Source organism: Pseudomonas rhizozeae, assembly GCF_031583775.1.
Taxonomy (GTDB): Bacteria; Pseudomonadota; Gammaproteobacteria; order Pseudomonadales; family Pseudomonadaceae; genus Aquipseudomonas.
In genome coordinates this window covers 38,003-53,549 of record NZ_JAVLSB010000037.1, presented here as the reverse complement: position 1 = coordinate 53,549, position 15,547 = coordinate 38,003, and the positions used below count along the sequence as shown (strand labels likewise).

General features: G+C 62.4%; 12 protein-coding genes and 1 riboswitch. Of the genes, 6 read left to right on the top strand and 6 right to left on the bottom strand.

Annotated elements, in window-relative coordinates; all coding sequences use genetic code 11:
• Nucleotides 1-172: 172 nt before the first annotated feature.
• Nucleotides 173-919 (top strand): RsiV family protein, encoded by a 747-nt coding sequence (locus RG836_RS11820; RefSeq protein WP_310845611.1) that lies wholly within the window; start codon nt 173-175, stop codon nt 917-919.
• Here RG836_RS11820 and cytX read toward each other — a convergent pair.
• Nucleotides 888-2,180, bottom strand: a complete 1,293-nt coding sequence (gene cytX / locus RG836_RS11815; RefSeq protein ID WP_310845610.1) for a putative hydroxymethylpyrimidine transporter CytX — start codon at nt 2,178-2,180, stop codon at nt 888-890. The genes RG836_RS11820 and cytX overlap by 32 nt on opposite strands.
• Before the next feature lie 129 nt (nt 2,181-2,309).
• Nucleotides 2,310-4,199, bottom strand: coding sequence for a phosphomethylpyrimidine synthase ThiC (gene thiC, locus RG836_RS11810; protein ID WP_310845609.1), 1,890 nt, complete (start codon nt 4,197-4,199; stop codon nt 2,310-2,312).
• 149 nt (nt 4,200-4,348) lie between these two features.
• Nucleotides 4,349-4,454: riboswitch (TPP riboswitch) on the bottom strand.
• 178 nt (nt 4,455-4,632) lie between these two features.
• Here thiC and RG836_RS11805 point away from each other — a divergent pair.
• The gene (locus RG836_RS11805; RefSeq protein WP_310845608.1) at nt 4,633-6,066 is read left to right on the top strand and encodes a TolC family outer membrane protein; all 1,434 of its coding nucleotides are present in this window, start codon (nt 4,633-4,635) and stop codon (nt 6,064-6,066) included.
• A gap of 52 nt (nt 6,067-6,118) precedes the next feature.
• Here RG836_RS11805 and waaA read toward each other — a convergent pair whose 3' ends face one another.
• The gene (waaA, locus tag RG836_RS11800; protein WP_310845607.1) at nt 6,119-7,393 is read right to left on the bottom strand and encodes a lipid IV(A) 3-deoxy-D-manno-octulosonic acid transferase; all 1,275 of its coding nucleotides are present in this window, start codon (nt 7,391-7,393) and stop codon (nt 6,119-6,121) included.
• A gap of 22 nt (nt 7,394-7,415) precedes the next feature.
• Nucleotides 7,416-8,303 (bottom strand): LysR family transcriptional regulator, encoded by an 888-nt coding sequence (locus tag RG836_RS11795; RefSeq protein WP_310845606.1) that lies wholly within the window; start codon nt 8,301-8,303, stop codon nt 7,416-7,418.
• A gap of 104 nt (nt 8,304-8,407) precedes the next feature.
• Between RG836_RS11795 and RG836_RS11790 the strand changes: the two genes are divergently transcribed.
• The 4 genes from RG836_RS11790 (at nt 8,408) to RG836_RS11775 (ending at nt 11,941) form a co-directional block, all read left to right on the top strand.
• Nucleotides 8,408-8,740 (top strand): DMT family transporter, encoded by a 333-nt coding sequence (locus RG836_RS11790; RefSeq protein WP_310845604.1) that lies wholly within the window; start codon nt 8,408-8,410, stop codon nt 8,738-8,740.
• 214 nt (nt 8,741-8,954) lie between these two features.
• Entirely contained in the window at nt 8,955-10,130 is a 1,176-nt protein-coding gene (locus RG836_RS11785) for an NAD(P)/FAD-dependent oxidoreductase (RefSeq protein WP_310845603.1), read from the top strand.
• On the top strand, nt 10,127-10,939 hold the full coding sequence (locus RG836_RS11780; RefSeq protein WP_310845602.1) for an aldo/keto reductase: 813 nt from the start codon (nt 10,127-10,129) through the stop codon (nt 10,937-10,939). The genes RG836_RS11785 and RG836_RS11780 overlap by 4 nt, the downstream gene beginning before the upstream one ends.
• Nucleotides 10,940-10,975: 36 nt before the next feature.
• Complete coding sequence (locus tag RG836_RS11775; RefSeq protein WP_310845601.1) at nt 10,976-11,941, top strand: metal ABC transporter ATPase; 966 nt, start codon at nt 10,976-10,978, stop codon at nt 11,939-11,941.
• Between the two features lie 99 nt (nt 11,942-12,040).
• Here RG836_RS11775 and hldE read toward each other — a convergent pair whose 3' ends face one another.
• Both hldE and msbA read right to left on the bottom strand, forming a co-directional pair.
• Complete coding sequence (hldE, locus tag RG836_RS11770) at nt 12,041-13,462, bottom strand: bifunctional D-glycero-beta-D-manno-heptose-7-phosphate kinase/D-glycero-beta-D-manno-heptose 1-phosphate adenylyltransferase HldE (protein WP_310845600.1); 1,422 nt, start codon at nt 13,460-13,462, stop codon at nt 12,041-12,043.
• A gap of 147 nt (nt 13,463-13,609) precedes the next feature.
• A complete protein-coding gene (gene msbA, locus RG836_RS11765) occupies nt 13,610-15,412 on the bottom strand; it encodes a lipid A export permease/ATP-binding protein MsbA (RefSeq protein ID WP_310845599.1) in 1,803 nt (600 codons plus the stop codon).
• Between the last annotated feature and the right edge of the window lie 135 nt (nt 15,413-15,547).

Here is a 15,547-nt window from a genome sequence, read left to right as displayed (position 1 = left end):
CGACTTCGCGCCATCCTAACGCGCCCGCGACCTTTGATGCAGCCCCTTTACCGTCAGCGGGATGGACGGTGAGAGCGAAACCCACTCTAATTAGCTTAGTGGCGAACTGACCGCTTCGTTGAGAGTCGAAGCGGATAACTTTTCGCCTTTCCCTGCTTGATGAAGGACGCCCATGTCGCTTTTCAAACTTGCCTCCGTGGCTGCCATCGCCCTGACCCTGGGCGCTTGCCAGAGCCTGTTCCAGCCCAATTACCGGGCTCCGCTGGAAACCAAACGCGACGCTTCCGAACAGCTCAAGCCAGGCTGCTCCACCCCGGACTGCCCGCTGGTGAACATCGACACCCTGACCTTCCCCGCCGAACCGCAACTGGATGGCATCATCGAAAAACGCCTGTTGCAGATGACCCGCAGCGCGCCGGACGCCAGCGTGGCGCCGACCCTGGCCGCATACCGCGAGCAGTTTTTGCAGAGCGCCGGCCCGCGTTACAGCAGCTATTTGCAAGCCAAAGTACGCGAGCAGCATGACGGACTGGTGATCATCGAGTTTTCCAGCTACCTGGACACCGGCGGCGCCCACGGCACCCCGGGCCGCAGCTTTATCAACTATTCGCGCCAGCAACATAAAGTGCTGACCCTCAGCGACATGCTGCTGCCGGGGCAGGAAGAGGCGTTCTGGAAAGCCGCGCAAGTGGCGCACAACAGTTGGCTGATCAGCACCAAGCTCGATCAGGAAGCGGAGTTCGTCAAGAGTTGGCCGTTCCTGAAAACCCCGAACATTGCCCTGACCTACGGCGGGGTGATCCTCAAGTACGACGTGAGCACCATCGCGCCTTACGCGCTGGGCCACGTCGAACTGAAAATCCCTTACCCACGCCTGAACGGCATCCTCAAGCCCGAGCTGTTCCCCGGCCGTAACTGAAGACACGTCCGAGCAATAGCTGCAGCAGCCCTGCCACCACCAGCGCCGGCAGGGTTGCGCCGACATCCGGGTAAAGGTTCGCCAGCAAGTGATAGGTGCTGACCCCACCCAGCCAGGCCAGCAGTGCCGGCCAGCGCAATGCGGCCGCCGCCACTTGGGCGCTGCGCTTGCGCAGGATGAAGTGATCCACCAGCACCACGCCGAACAGCGGCGCAAACACCGAGCCGATCAGCAGCAGGAAGTTCTGGTACTGCGCCAATGGCGCCAGGCAGGCGATCACGGTGCAGAGCACGCCGATGGCCAGCGCCAGGTGTTCGACTTTCAGGCGCAACAGCATCCCGGTGGAAACCGCCGCCGAGTGAATGTCGGCGAAAGCGTTTTCCGATTCGTCGAGCAGGATCAGCAACAGCGGAATCCCCAACCCGGCACCGGCCAGTGCCAACAGTAAGGCATTGACTTCACCGCTCGGCGCAAACGCCAGGGTATAGGCGACACCCAGGCTCATCAGCCAGAAATTACCGATGAAGAAGCCGATCGCGGTGCCGCCGAAGACGTTCTTCGCGCGCTTGCCGAACCGTGAGTAGTCGGCAATCAGCGGCAGCCACGACAGCGGCATGGCGATGGCAATGTCAAAACCCACGGCGAATGGCATCGACCCGTCACCGGCCTGGGCCCACAACGCGGCCAGGTCGGCTTTGGCGAACAGGTTCCAGGTCAGCCAGATGCACGCTGCCAACAGCAACCAGATGCCCCACTTGCGCAGGATCTGCCGCACGAAGGTCAACGGGCCGCTGACCGCCAGCAAGGTCGCCAGCCCCCCGAAAAACAGGGTCCAGAGCAGCGGGCTCGCCAGCACGCTGCCGTCGCTGAACGCCCGGGCGCCCAACAGGCTGGCGGCGTCGCGCATAACGATGATTTCAAACGAGCCCCAACCGATCAGTTGCAGCAGGTTGAGCACCGCCGGCAGACTCGCGCCGTGCTTGCCGAGGCTGAGTTTCAGGGCGGCCATGGCGGACAGGCCGGTGTCGCTGCCGATCACCCCGACACTGGCCAGCAGCAACACGCCAACCAGGGTGCCGAGAAAAATCGCCAGCAACGACCCCGACAGGCCCAGGCCCGGCGCCAGCAAGGCCCCGGTCTGCAACACCATCAGGCCGATGCCGAGGGAAAACCACAGGGAAAACAGATCGCGACCGCCGAACACCCGCTTGTCGAGCGGGACGGCGATGTCGGGTGAATACGTGCTGGGTTGAATGCTCAAGGGTGCTATCTCTGAGGGGCATTTGTTGTTGTGTTGATCTGCCCTTATGGCGAGGGAGCTTGCTCCCGCTGGGCTGCGAAGCAGACCCAACGGGGGCAAGCCCCCTCACCACAGGTGATCAGTGCGCGATCAAACCTTCTTGTACAACTGACTGCCTTCCTGCTTGAACCGCTCGGCCTGTTCTGCCAAGCCTTGGGCGACTTCGGCATCGACGGTTTCGATCCGCTGGTTGGCCGCGTACTCGCGGACTTCCTGGGTGATTTTCATCGAGCAGAATTTCGGCCCGCACATTGAGCAGAAATGCGCCACCTTGGCCGAATCCTTCGGCAGCGTCTCATCGTGATACGAACGAGCGGTGTCCGGATCCAGGCCCAGGTTGAACTGGTCTTCCCAACGGAACTCGAAGCGCGCCTTGCTCAAGGCGTTGTCGCGGATCTGCGCCCCCGGATGCCCTTTGGCCAAGTCAGCCGCATGGGCGGCGATCTTGTAGGTGATGATCCCGGTCTTCACATCATCCTTGTTCGGCAGGCCCAAGTGTTCCTTTGGCGTGACGTAGCAAAGCATGGCGCAACCGAACCAGCCGATCATCGCCGCGCCGATACCCGAGGTGATGTGGTCGTAGCCCGGCGCAATGTCGGTGGTCAGCGGGCCGAGGGTGTAGAACGGCGCCTCATCGCAGCACTCCAGTTGCTTGTCCATGTTCTCCTTGATCAACTGCATCGGCACATGGCCGGGGCCTTCGATCATGCACTGCACGTCGTGCTTCCAGGCGATCTTGGTCAGTTCGCCCAGGGTTTCCAGCTCGCCGAACTGCGCGGCGTCGTTGGCGTCGGCAATCGACCCCGGACGCAAGCCATCGCCCAGCGAGAAGCTGACGTCGTAGGCCTTCATGATTTCGCAGATTTCGTCGAAATGGGTGTAGAGGAAGTTCTCTTTGTGATGCGCCAGGCACCACTTGGCCATGATCGAACCGCCACGGGAAACGATGCCAGTGACCCGCTTGGCGGTCAGCGGCACATAGCGCAACAGCACGCCGGCGTGGATGGTGAAGTAATCAACGCCCTGCTCGGCCTGTTCGATCAGGGTGTCGCGGAACAGCTCCCAAGTCAGGTCTTCGGCGGCGCCGTTGACCTTTTCCAGGGCCTGGTAGATCGGCACGGTACCGATTGGCACCGGCGAGTTGCGGATGATCCACTCGCGGGTTTCGTGGATGTGCTTGCCGGTGGATAAGTCCATCACCGTGTCCGAGCCCCAACGGATGCCCCAGGTCAGTTTCGCCACTTCTTCTTCGATGGACGAACCCAACGCACTGTTGCCGATGTTGCCGTTGATTTTCACCAGGAAGTTACGGCCGATGATCATCGGCTCGAGTTCGACGTGGTTGATGTTGGCCGGGATGATCGCGCGGCCGCGGGCGATTTCTTCGCGGACGAATTCGGCAGTGATTTCTTTCGGGATGCTGGCGCCGAAGCTGTGGCCGGCGTGCTGCTGGGTCAACAGACCGGCGGCACGGGCTTCTTGCAGCTTCATGTTTTCGCGGATGGCGACGTATTCCATCTCGGCGGTGATGATGCCCTGGCGGGCGTAGTGCATCTGGCTGACATTGGCCCCGGGCTTGGCGCGGCGCGGGTTGTTGACGTGGGCGAAGCGCAGCTTGGTCAGCTCGGCATCGGCCAGGCGTTGCTGGCCGAAATGCGAACTCAGGCCGGCCAGGCGTTCGGTGTCGCCACGGTCGTCGATCCACGCCGAACGCACATCGCCCAGGCCTTTGCGCACGTCGATGATGACGTTGGGGTCGGTGTACGGGCCCGACGTGTCGTAGACGGTGACCGGTGCGTTGATCTCACCGCCGAAATCGGTCGGCGTCACGTCGAGGGTAATTTCACGCATCGGCACGCGGATGTCCGGGCGCGAACCCTGGACATAGATTTTTTGCGAACGGGTGAAGGGCTTTACAGATTGCTCATCGACCTTGGCCGAGTCGCTGAGATTGATCGCAGTTTTTAGTGTTGTACTCATCACGGGCTCTCCAGACAGCATCCAGCAGTGGATTGTCGGAGCAGAACCTGAAAGGCACGGACGCACCAGGACTGGTGCTGTGCAGCGTCACCACGGCATTGTTCGAGGCTCGAACAACATCCCGGACGAAGCACAAGAGGACTCGCCGGGTGACGAGAAATCTTGTTCCCTACGCAGGCGTTAACCTGATCAGGTTCAACGGGATCCGAAATTATTCGATCTCAGCCTCATAGCAAGGCACCCCGACAAGAACCCGGCCAGTCTAGACACAACGACCCAAGAACGCCAACACCGGTGCAAACACCGTGATGAATGGCGCAATTACAGGATTGTTGCCATCACGGCGCGCAACTACACTCGCTGATCGGCGCGCGCGCTCGGCGTTTGGCGCCCGCCTATTTTTTCCGGACCACCAATTTCTAGGGATAGCCTCATGCTGCGCAAACTCTCACTGGCCGTCGCGGTGTCTTGTGCGTCCAACGCAATGGCCTGGGCAGCAGAAGCGCCCTTATCCACCCGCACCGACCTGGTCAGCGTCTACCAGGAAGCGGTAGACAACAACGCCGACCTCGCCGCCGCCCGCGCGCAATACGGCGCGCAGAAAGAAGTGGTGCCGCAGGCCCGCGCCGGCTTGCTGCCGAATCTGTCGGGCGGTGCCAACCTGAGTTCAGTGCGCACCCAGCTCGACCAGCCTTCGGGCACGGCCAACCGCAATGCCCAGTCGTATCAGGCGACGCTGGCCCAGCCACTGTTCCGCGCCGATCGCTGGTTCCAATTCCAGGCCGCCAAGGACGTCAACGAGCAAGCGTCGCTGCAGCTCTCTGCCACCGAGCAGAACCTGATCCTGCAATCCGCCGAAAGCTATTTCAACGTGCTGCGCAGCCAGGACAACCTGGCCTCGACCAAGGCCGAAGAAGCGGCGTTCAAGCGTCAGCTCGATCAGTCCAACGAGCGCTTCGACGTCGGCCTGTCGGACAAGACCGACGTGCTGCAATCTCAGGCCAGTTACGACACCGCGCGGGCCAACCGGATTCTCGCCCAGCGCCAGGTGGATGACGCCTTCGAAGCGTTGATCACCCTGACCAACCGTCAGTACAACTCGATCCAGGGCATCGTCCACACGCTGCCGATCCTGCCGCCGGCGCCGAACGACGCCAAGGCCTGGGTCGACACCGCGGCCAAACAGAACCTCAATCTGCTGGCCAGCAACTACGCGGTCAGCGCCGCCGAAGAAACCCTCAAGCAGCGCAAGGCCGGCCACGCGCCGACCCTGGACGCGGTAGCCAAATACGAAAAAGGTGATAACGACGCACTGGGTTTCAGCAACCCGAGCGTGTTTGGCCAGCCCTATGGCGGCAAGGTCGAGCAGACCACGGTCGGCCTGCAGGTGAACATCCCGATCTACAGCGGCGGCCTGATCAACTCGCAAGTGCGCGAGTCCTATGCGCGCCTCGATCAGACGGAACAACAGCGCGAGCAACTGCGCCGGCAAGTGGTGGAAAACACCCGCAACCTGCACCGCGCGGTCAACACTGATGTCGAGCAGGTGCAGGCGCGCAAGCAGTCGATCATCTCCAACCAGAGCGCGGTGGAAGCCACGGAAATCGGCTATCAGGTTGGCACGCGCAACATCGTCGACGTGCTCGACGCCCAGCGCCAGCTGTACACCTCGGTGCGCAATTACAACAATACCCGCTATGACTACATCCTCGACAACCTGCGCTTGAAGCAGGCGGCCGGGACGTTGAACCCGGGGGACTTGCAGGATTTGGCGCGTTACCTCAAGGCTGATTACAACCCGGACAAAGACTTCCTGCCGCCGGATCTGGCCAAGGCGGCCGAAGCGCAGCTCAAAGCCCGGCCTTAACGCTCATCCCGTGGCGAGGGAGCTTGCTCCCTCGCTACAAAAAGCCCGATCTTCAATCGATCAGTTTGCCCAAGCCATCCAGCAACCGCTGCAACGCGCCCTGATTGCGGCGCATCACTTGCAGCCCTGCTTCTGCCATGCGCTGGGCATCCCGGGGCAATTCGAACAAGCGCTGCACTGCGATGGCCAGGCCTTGGGCGTCGTCCACTTCGACCAATGCCCCGGCGCTGCGCATTTGCGCGGCGATCTCGAGGAAGTTGAACAGGTGCGGCCCGCTTAAAACCGGTTTGGCCAGCGCCGCCGGTTCCAGCAGGTTGTGCCCGCCGTTCGGTACCAGGCTGCCGCCGACAAAGGCGCTGTCGGCCAGCGCATACAGAAACAGCAACTCGCCCATGGTGTCGCCGAGCAGTACAGAAGTGTTCGCATCAACCGGTTCACCGCTGGAACGCCGGACCGTGGCAAAGCCCTGTTGCTGGCACAACTCGAACACCGAGTTGAAGCGCTCCGGATGGCGCGGCACCAGGATCAGCAACGCATCCGGATGATTCGCCAGCAACTGCCGCTGGGCCGCCAGTACCACTTCGTCCTCACCTTCGTGGGTGCTGGCGGCGATCCAGACCGGTCGCTCCAGCGCTTGCCACTGCCCGCGCAGTTGCGCCGCGCGCGCCAGCAGTTGCGGGTCGATGGTCAGGTCGAACTTGATCGAACCGGTGACCTCCACGGTTTCCGGCCGCGCACCGAGGCTGCGGAAGCGCTGGGCTTCGGCTTCGGTCTGCACGGCGAACAGGCTCATCTCTGCCAGCATCGGCCGGGTCAGCTTATGGAAACGCCCGTAGCCCTTGGCCGAGCGCTCGGACAATCGCGCGTTGGCCAGCGCCACGGGAATCCCGCGCTTGGCGCATTGGTGGATGTGGTTGGGCCACAGTTCGGTTTCCATGATCACCGCCAGGGTCGGCTTGACCCGATCGAGAAACCGCGCTGCCGCGCAGGGTAAATCGTAGGGCAGGTAGCAATGCTGAATGCGCGGCTCGTCGGCGAACAACGCCTGGATGCGCTCCGAACCGGTGGGCGTCATGCAGGTCACGGTGATCGGCAAGTGCGGATAGCGCTGCAACAAGGCGCGGATCATCGGCGCGGCGGCGATGCTTTCGCCCACCGACACCGCATGCACCCAGATCCCGCCCGGCTGCATCACCGGCAGGCCCCAGGAAAACCGTTCGCCGATGCGCCTGGCGTAGGCCGGCGCCTTGCGCGAACGCAGCCACAGCCGAATCGCCACCAGTGGCAGCCCCAGGTAAAACAATGCGCTATAGAGAGTTCTGTTCATGGCGGCGGAGTTTATCGGGTTTTCAGGTGATGGCCAGATGCACCGCAAAACGTTCTGCCAGCCAGCGGGCCGCCGGGCCCAGCGGTTCGTCACGACGCCAGACCAGTTCCACCACCAGCGCTGGCGGCGTCCATTCGCTGACCAGCTCGACCATCTGATTGTTGAAGCCGGAATACTGCACGACATTACGCGGCAACCAGGCCCAGCCGAGGCCGCGCAGCAGCAGTTCAGCGATCACATAGAAACTGTCGGCGCGCCACACCTGCGGGCTGGCCGGTTCGCTGCCGGGGTAGACACTCGATTGCGCCGCCATCAGCAGTTGCCGATGTTGCGCCAGTTGCTGGCAGGTCACGTCTTTCAATGCGGCCAGCGGATGATCGACGCCGCACACCGTGACCATCTCGATGCTGCCCAACACCCGGCGTTCGAGGGCTTCGGGCATGTGCTCGTGATAGAACAGCAGGCCCAGGTCGGCGCGACGCTCCAGCAGTTTGCGCGCGACATCGCCTTGTGTGCCGTTGGATAGCTGCACTTCCAGGCTGGGGAATTGCTCGGCCAGGGAGTCCAGGCTGTCGATCACCGGTTGAAACGGCATGGCTTCATCCTGCGCCAGGCGGATCCGCGCTTCCTGTCCACGCATCAAGGCCAGGGCGCGGCCGTTCAAGCGCTCGCATTGACGCAGGACTTCCCGCGCTTCCTCCAACAAGGCCTGTCCGGCGATGGTGAGACTGGGCTGGCGACCGCTGCTGCGCTCGAACAAACTGACGCCGAGGTCCTCTTCCAGTAGAGCAATCGCGCTGCTGACCGCCGATTGCGCCTTGCGCTGCTCGCGAGCCACCGCCGAGAACGAGCGCTGCTCGGCCACACTGACGAACACGCGAAGTTGCTCCAGATTCCACTGCACATTCATGACTTAACCCATCTTTAAAACAGATAGGTAATGACTTTACCGCATCTGGGCAATCGCTAGAATGCCGAACTCAGCAAGCAACCGTACACCCGAGGATTCAAACCATGACCGCCTACTACTACCTGGCCATTGCCATCTGCGCCGAAGTGATCGCCACCGTTTCAATGAAAGCGGTCAAGGGTTTCAGCACTCCATTGCCGCTGGTCCTGGTCATCGTCGGCTATGCCATCGCCTTCTGGATGCTGACGCTGGTGGTACGAACCGTACCGGTGGGCGTCGCCTACGCAGTGTGGGCCGGCATGGGCATCGTGATGGTCAGCGTCGCGGCGCTGTTTATCTACGGGCAGAAGCTGGACGTGCCGGCGATGCTGGGGATGGCGTTGATTGTGCTGGGGGTTGTGGTGATCCAGCTGTTTTCTAAAACGGCGGGGCACTGACTGATACAACCGCAGCCCTTGTGGCGAGGGAGCTTGCTCCCGCTCGAGTGCGCAGCACTCGCAAAACCAGAGCATGCGGTGGATTTGCTAAAAAGCGGGGGCGGCTTCGCCACCCAGCGGGAGCAAGCTCCCTCGCCACTGGTGTTTGCACCCGCCTTCACAACCGATTTGAGTCTGTATACTGCGCCCTCGTCTTCAACATCGAGGTCGCTGCATGCCATCCGTAATTTCCACCGACGTGCTGATTGTCGGCGCTGGTGTCGCCGGCCTCTGGCTGAACGCGCGCTTGCGCCGCCAGGGTTTTTCCACCGTGCTGGTGGAGAACTCCAGCCTCGGTGGCGGGCAGAGTGTGAAATCGCAAGGCATCATCCATGGCGGCGCCAAGTACGCGTTGCACGGCGCGCTGACCGGCGCCTCGGAAGCCATTGCCGACATGCCGCGCCGCTGGCGTGAAGCCCTGGCGGGCGACGGCGAGCTGGACCTGTCCGGCGTGCGTCTGCTGTCCGAGGCGCACTACCTGTGGTCGCCTGGCACGATTGCCGGCAACCTCACCAGTTTCTTCGCCAGCAAAGCGGTGCGCGGCAGGGTCGACCAGGTCAAGGGCGATCAGTTGCCACCCGCGCTGCAAGACAAACGCTTCAAAGGCAAGGTGTACCGACTCGCCGAACTGGTGGTCGACGTCCCGAGCCTGGTCCAGCGCCTGGCCGATCTGGGCGGTGACGGCTTGCTCGCCGGTACGCAGATCGAACCGCTGCTGGAGGATGGCGTGCTGGTCGGCCTGAAAGTCGATGAACGGGAGATCCGCGCGCAACGTATCGTCATCAGCGCCGGCGGCGGCACCGCGACCCTGCTCGAAGCCCTCGGCCTGAGCCGCCCGGCCATGCAGCGCCGGCCGCTGCACATGATCATGGTCAAAAGCCCCAACCTCAAACCGCTGTACGCCCACTGCCTGGGCGGCGGCACCAAGCCGCGCATCACCGTGACCACCCACCCCGCCGCCGATGGCCAATGGGTCTGGTACCTGGGCGGCGACATCGCCGAAGCTGAAGGCGTCACTCGCGAGCCGGCGCAACAGATCGCCACCGCGCAAAAAGAACTCGGCCAGTTGCTGCCGTGGATCGACCTCAGCCAGGCGCAATGGGCAACCCTGCGAGTGGACCGCGCCGAGCCGCTGCAAACCGGCCTGACCCGCCCGGACAACGCTTTCCTTGCCGAAGAAGGCCGGCTGCTAGTGGGCTGGCCGACCAAACTGGCCTTGGCACCGGACTTCTCCGATCGAGTGCTCAGCGCCCTCGACCGTGATGGCATCCGCCCGAGCCACACGGCTCCGCTGCCAATATTGCCAAAACCACCCATGGGCATCCCCGCCTGGGAGCAACTGCTGCCATGAGCCAACCGACCTTGCACGACTTGCATCGCCCCCTCGGCAACACCGGCCTGTCGGTCTCGCCGCTGGGCCTGGGCACGGTCAAATTCGGCCGCGACCAAGGGGTGAAATACCCTCAGGGCTTTCAGATTCCCGGGGACGATGACGCGCGCAGGTTGCTGAAAATGGCCCGCGACCTCGGTATCAACCTGATCGACACCGCGCCGGCTTACGGCCATAGCGAAGAACGCCTCGGTCCGTTACTGCGCGACCAGCGTCACGACTGGGTGATTGTCAGCAAGGTCGGTGAGGAATTTGCCAATGGCCAGTCCAGCCATGATTTCAGCGCGGCGCACACTCGACGCTCGGTGGAGCGCAGCCTGCAACGCCTGGAAACAGACTTTATCGACCTGGTGCTGGTGCACTCTGACGGCAACGATCTGGCGATCCTCAATGACAGCGAGGTGTACCCGACCCTCGCCGAGCTGAAACGCGAAGGCAAGATCCGCGGTTTCGGCTTTTCCGGCAAAACCGTCGAAGGCGGATTGCGCGCGCTGGAGCAAGGCGATTGCGCGATGGTCACTTACAACCTGAACGAACAAAGCGAGACAGCGGTCATTGACTATGCTGTGGCGCATGGCAAAGCGATTCTGGTGAAAAAGGCGTTGGCCAGCGGCCACGTGATCCTCAGCTCCGGTGTCGACCCGGTGCGCGCCAGCTTCGAATTGTTGTTTGCGCAAACGGGCGTGGCCAGTGCTATTGTCGGGACCATCAATCCGCTGCACCTCGCCCACAACGTGGCGACTGTTGCCAACGTCCTACGCAGTCTCTGACGCCGCCCGCGGCCGACGCCAACGCAAGGAGCCGACATGCCGCGTACGCTGATCCGCAAGAACCCGAGCAACTTCAAGACCCTGCCGTTATTCGTCGAAGCCACCCCTGAAGGCCTGAGTTACCAGAGCGTCGGGATGCCGCTGAATTTCTCCCAGACCCTCCAACGCCGGCGCCCGGTGAGCGTGCCCGATGCCGAGCGGTTTGCCCTGGAACTGGCCAACCTCGGCGTCTCGGTGCGCCTGACCCTGCATTGGCAAAACCGCGATTACTGGGTGCTGGTGCGCCAGCGCCGCCAGGACCGTGGCGATGTGGTGCTGAAGCTGATTTCCGGCTACGTGCCGGCCCAGGAACTAAACCTGCCGTTGCACACGGCGATCCAGGAGATCGCCGAAGAATGCTTGCTGGAAACCCCGGAAGGCTGGCTCGGCGGGCGCTTCAACGACACCTGGCTGCCGGCGCCCTACGCCAGCGCCCTGCATTATCGCGAAGCCCTGCCCTTTCGCCTGACGCCGCTGTCCGGCTCGGCTCGGCCGGTGCGCTGCGCCAACCTGCAACTGATCGAGCGGCCGCGGGCTTATGTGCATTTGCCCACCGCGTCGCTGCAACTGATCTATGACTTGCGCCTGGACGTGCCCAAGGAAGCCAAGTCCCTCAGCCTGTTTCATGTCGATGAACGGCTCGAAGGTGACCAATTGGTCGCGCGACTGGACCGCAAGCGTCCGGACTTGTACCTGATGCCGTTGCACGACGGCCAGCCATTGGCCGAGCTGTACACCTTGAAGAAGGATCAGCTCTACCCGGCCAGCACCCGCGGCTTGTACCTGGCGGAAAGCTTCGCCAAACAAGACGGCTGGCTGGTGCGCGACGAGCGCATTCGCTGGAAGGACTGGGTGCGCGAGCAAGGCCTGGCGCCACCAAAGAAAGTCACCGGGTTGGCACGACTGCGGGGCAAGGCCAAGCAACTGCTGAAGAAAATCGTGCCGCGTAAGGCGGCGCGGTAACAAGCCCAACGCAATTTTTGGGGCTTAGATACCTGTGGCGAGGGAGCTTGCTCCCTCGCCACAGAAGCCTCGCTACTACAGAGGCTTTCTTGCCACAGCTCAGTTATTGCGAATCTTCTCGACAATCGCCGTGGTCGAGCTGTTTTCCACCAGCCCCAGCACTTTCACGGTGCCACCGTAGGCGCTGACGATATCGGCGCCAACCACTTGCTCGATACCGTAATCGCCGCCCTTGACCAGCACATCCGGCTTGACCTCGCGCAGCAGGTTTTCCGGGGTACCTTCGGCGAAGCTGATCACCCAGTCCACCGCACCGAGCCCTGCCAGTACCGCCATGCGCCGGTCGACGCTGTTGATCGGCCGCCCCGGGCCTTTCAAGCGGCTGACCGACGCATCGTCGTTCACCGCGACGATCAACCGATCGCCCTGCGCCCGGGCCTGTTCCAGATAGGTCACATGACCGGCATGCAGGATATCGAAGCAGCCGTTGGTGAAGACGATCCGCTCTTTGTGCGCCCGCGCATCATCGACGGCCAGCAGCAGTTGCTCCAGGCCCAGTACGCCGCGCTCGGAACCTTCCTCACGCTGGATCGCCCGACGCAGTTCCGGGGCGCTGATCGCCGCAGTACCGAGTTTGCCGACCACGATGCCCGCCGCCAGGTTGGCCAGGGCCACCGCGTGGGGCAGTTCTTCACCGGCGGCTATCGCTGCCGCCAAAGTGGAAATCACTGTGTCGCCGGCGCCGGTCACATCAAACACTTCACGGGCCCGGGCCGGCAAGTGCAGCGCCGGGTGATCCGGGCGCAGCAGGGTCATGCCGTGCTCGCCACGGGTCACCAGCAAGGCGCCGAGGTCGAGTTCCTGCATCAGCGCCGCGCCTTTGCTCACCAGTTCATGCTCATCGGCACAGCCGCCGACGATGGCTTCGAACTCGCTGAGGTTCGGGGTGATCAGACTGGCGCCGCGGTAAATCGAGAAATCCTTGCCCTTGGGGTCCGCCAGTACCGGAATGCCTCGGGCGCGGGCGGCCTGGATCAGCACCTGATGGTTTTTCAGCGCGCCTTTGCCGTAGTCGGACAGCACCAGCACTTTGATGCCATCTAGCAACTCGTCAACCTGATTGCCCAGGGCCAGGGCGTCGGTGGCGAACGGTTCTTCGAAATCGATGCGCAGCAATTGCTGGTGGCGGCTCATGACCCGCAACTTGACGATGGTTGGCTGGTGCGCGATGCGCTGGAACAGCGCCTTCACGCCCGCACCCTTGAGGCTGTTGCTCAGGCTGTCGGCAGCTTCGTCATCACCGGTCACACCGACCAGGGACGCCGGCGCACCCAGCGCGGCAATGTTCAAGGCAACGTTGGCGGCACCGCCGGGGCGATCCTCGATCTGCTCGACCTTGACCACCGGCACCGGCGCCTCAGGGGAAATCCGTGAGGTACCACCATGCCAGTAACGGTCGAGCATGACATCGCCGACCACCAAGACAGGGGCTTGATCGAATCGCGGCATGGACAACTTCATGGAGCATCCCACATACAAAATGAACAGGGGCGCGATCTTAGCACAGGGTTGGCGAAGGCTTGCGCGGCGGCTTTAAGTGGACAGGTCACAACACATGACAAACCGCCGAGCGCCTTGCGCGCCCGGCGGTAGACACGGCGATTGGCCTCAGGCGATGTCTTCGGCCGGAGCGTCGAGGCCCATGGCGTTGAGGCGCGCGTAGTAACCGTTTTGCGCCAGCAATTGGCCATGGGTGCCACGCTCGACGATGCGCCCCTGGTCCATGACCAGGATCAGGTCGGCCTTCTCGATGGTCGACAGACGGTGGGCGATCACCAGCGTGGTGCGGCCCTTCATCACTTGGTCCAGTGCTGCCTGAATGTGCCGCTCCGACTCGGTATCGAGTGCCGAAGTGGCTTCGTCGAGGATCAGCACTGGCGCGTTTTTCAGCAGCGCGCGGGCAATCGCCAGACGCTGGCGCTGGCCACCGGACAGCAGCACACCGTTTTCGCCGACCTGGGTGTCCAGGCCTTCGGGCAGTTGTTCGATGAAGTCCATGGCGTAGGCATCGCGGGCCGCGCGCTCGATGTCTTCGCGGGGCGCGCCGGCCAGGTCGCCGTAGGCAATGTTGTTGGCCACGGTGTCGCTGAACAACGTGACGTGCTGGGTCACCTGGGCGATGTGGCGGCGCAGGTTCAGCAGTTTGTACTGCTCGATTTCCACGCCATCGATCAGGATTTCACCCTTGTCGTGGTGATAGAAGCGCGGGATCAGGTTAGCCAGGGTCGACTTGCCGCTGCCGGACCGCCCGACCAGCGCCACCATCTGCCCCGGTTCGACCGAGAAGCTGATGTCATCCAGTACCTGACGCTCGGTGTCCGGGTAGGTAAAGCTGAGGTTACGCACTTCGAGGCGGCCGGAGACCGACTGGCGCTCGACGGTGCCGGTGTCGACTTCCGGGGCGACGTCCAGTTGCTCGAAGATGCTCTCTGCACCGGCCACACCTTTCTGGATGGTCGAGCTGACTTCGGACAACTGGCGGATCGGTTTGGGCAGCAGGCCGGCCAGGGTGATATAGGCCACCATGTCGCCGGCCGAGGCATCACCGCGCAAGTAAAGTACGAGGAACATCAGCACGGCCATGGCGGTGTAGATCACCAGTTGCAGCAACGGCGTGTAGATCGCCCCGGTGCGGGTCATGCGCAGTTGTTTGTCGGTGTTGCCCTGGCTGGCGCTGAGGAAGCGTTTTTCTTCGTAGATTTCGCCGCCGAAGCTGCGGACCACGCGGTAGCCCTGGATGGTTTCCGAGGTCACGTGGGTGACATCGCCCATGGCCGACTGGATCTTTTTACTCTGCTTGCGGAATTTCTTGCTGGCGGTGCGCACCATCACGGCGATCAACGGCAGGATCGCCACCATCACCAACGTTAGCTTCCAGTTCATGAACAGCAGCGAGGCAAACAGGAAGATCACCGTCATGCCTTCGCGGATTACGACCTTGATCGCATCTGTCGCCGCCCCGGTGACCATGGTCACGTTGAAGGTGATGCGCGAAATCAGATGACCCGAGTTATGCTTGTCGAAGTAACGGTTGGGCAACACCAGCAGGTTGTTGAAGAGCTGTACGCGCAAATCATGCACCAGGCCCAGCGAGACCTTGGCCAGGAAGTAGTTACCGAGGTACGAACCCAGACCCTGCCACGCGGCGATCAGGATAATCAGCAGCGGCACCGCTTGCAGTAACTGCAAGTCGCGCAGGTACGGCACGCTCGGGAACAGCACGGCTTGTGGGTTGGACAGGCCATCGACGAAATACTTGAGAATGTAGCCGAGCATCGGTTGCGTCGAAGCGAAGATCAGAAAACCAACGATGCTAATGAGGAATAGACTGATGTACGGCCGCACATAGCCGAGCAGGCGGAAATAGATTTTCAAGCTCGAAGGGCTTGCGGTGAGACTGGAGTCGGTCATATCACGCGAAAGTCGATAAAAAGGACGCTGACTTTAGCACAGCTCGACCAGAGTTCTGGCAATCCCCTAAAGGCTGTTATTGTTACGTGCTTACGACCACGACAAACGGCTATTACCTCCGAATGACCACCACTT

Bases quoted from the DNA above. Each gene is read 5' to 3' on its own strand.
- RG836_RS11820 (WP_310845611.1), top strand. From the start codon at position 173: ATGTCGCTTTTCAAACTTGCCTCCGTGGCTGCCATCGCCCTGACCCTG.
- thiC (WP_310845609.1), bottom strand. From the start codon at position 4,199: ATGAGTACAACACTAAAAACTGCGATCAATCTCAGCGACTCGGCCAAG.
- RG836_RS11805 (WP_310845608.1), top strand. From the start codon at position 4,633: ATGCTGCGCAAACTCTCACTGGCCGTCGCGGTGTCTTGTGCGTCCAAC.
- waaA (WP_310845607.1), bottom strand. From the start codon at position 7,393: ATGAACAGAACTCTCTATAGCGCATTGTTTTACCTGGGGCTGCCACTG.
- RG836_RS11795 (WP_310845606.1), bottom strand. From the start codon at position 8,303: ATGAATGTGCAGTGGAATCTGGAGCAACTTCGCGTGTTCGTCAGTGTG.
- RG836_RS11790 (WP_310845604.1), top strand. From the start codon at position 8,408: ATGACCGCCTACTACTACCTGGCCATTGCCATCTGCGCCGAAGTGATC.
- RG836_RS11785 (WP_310845603.1), top strand. From the start codon at position 8,955: ATGCCATCCGTAATTTCCACCGACGTGCTGATTGTCGGCGCTGGTGTC.
- RG836_RS11780 (WP_310845602.1), top strand. From the start codon at position 10,127: ATGAGCCAACCGACCTTGCACGACTTGCATCGCCCCCTCGGCAACACC.
- RG836_RS11775 (WP_310845601.1), top strand. From the start codon at position 10,976: ATGCCGCGTACGCTGATCCGCAAGAACCCGAGCAACTTCAAGACCCTG.
- hldE (WP_310845600.1), bottom strand. From the start codon at position 13,462: ATGAAGTTGTCCATGCCGCGATTCGATCAAGCCCCTGTCTTGGTGGTC.
- msbA (WP_310845599.1), bottom strand. From the start codon at position 15,412: ATGACCGACTCCAGTCTCACCGCAAGCCCTTCGAGCTTGAAAATCTAT.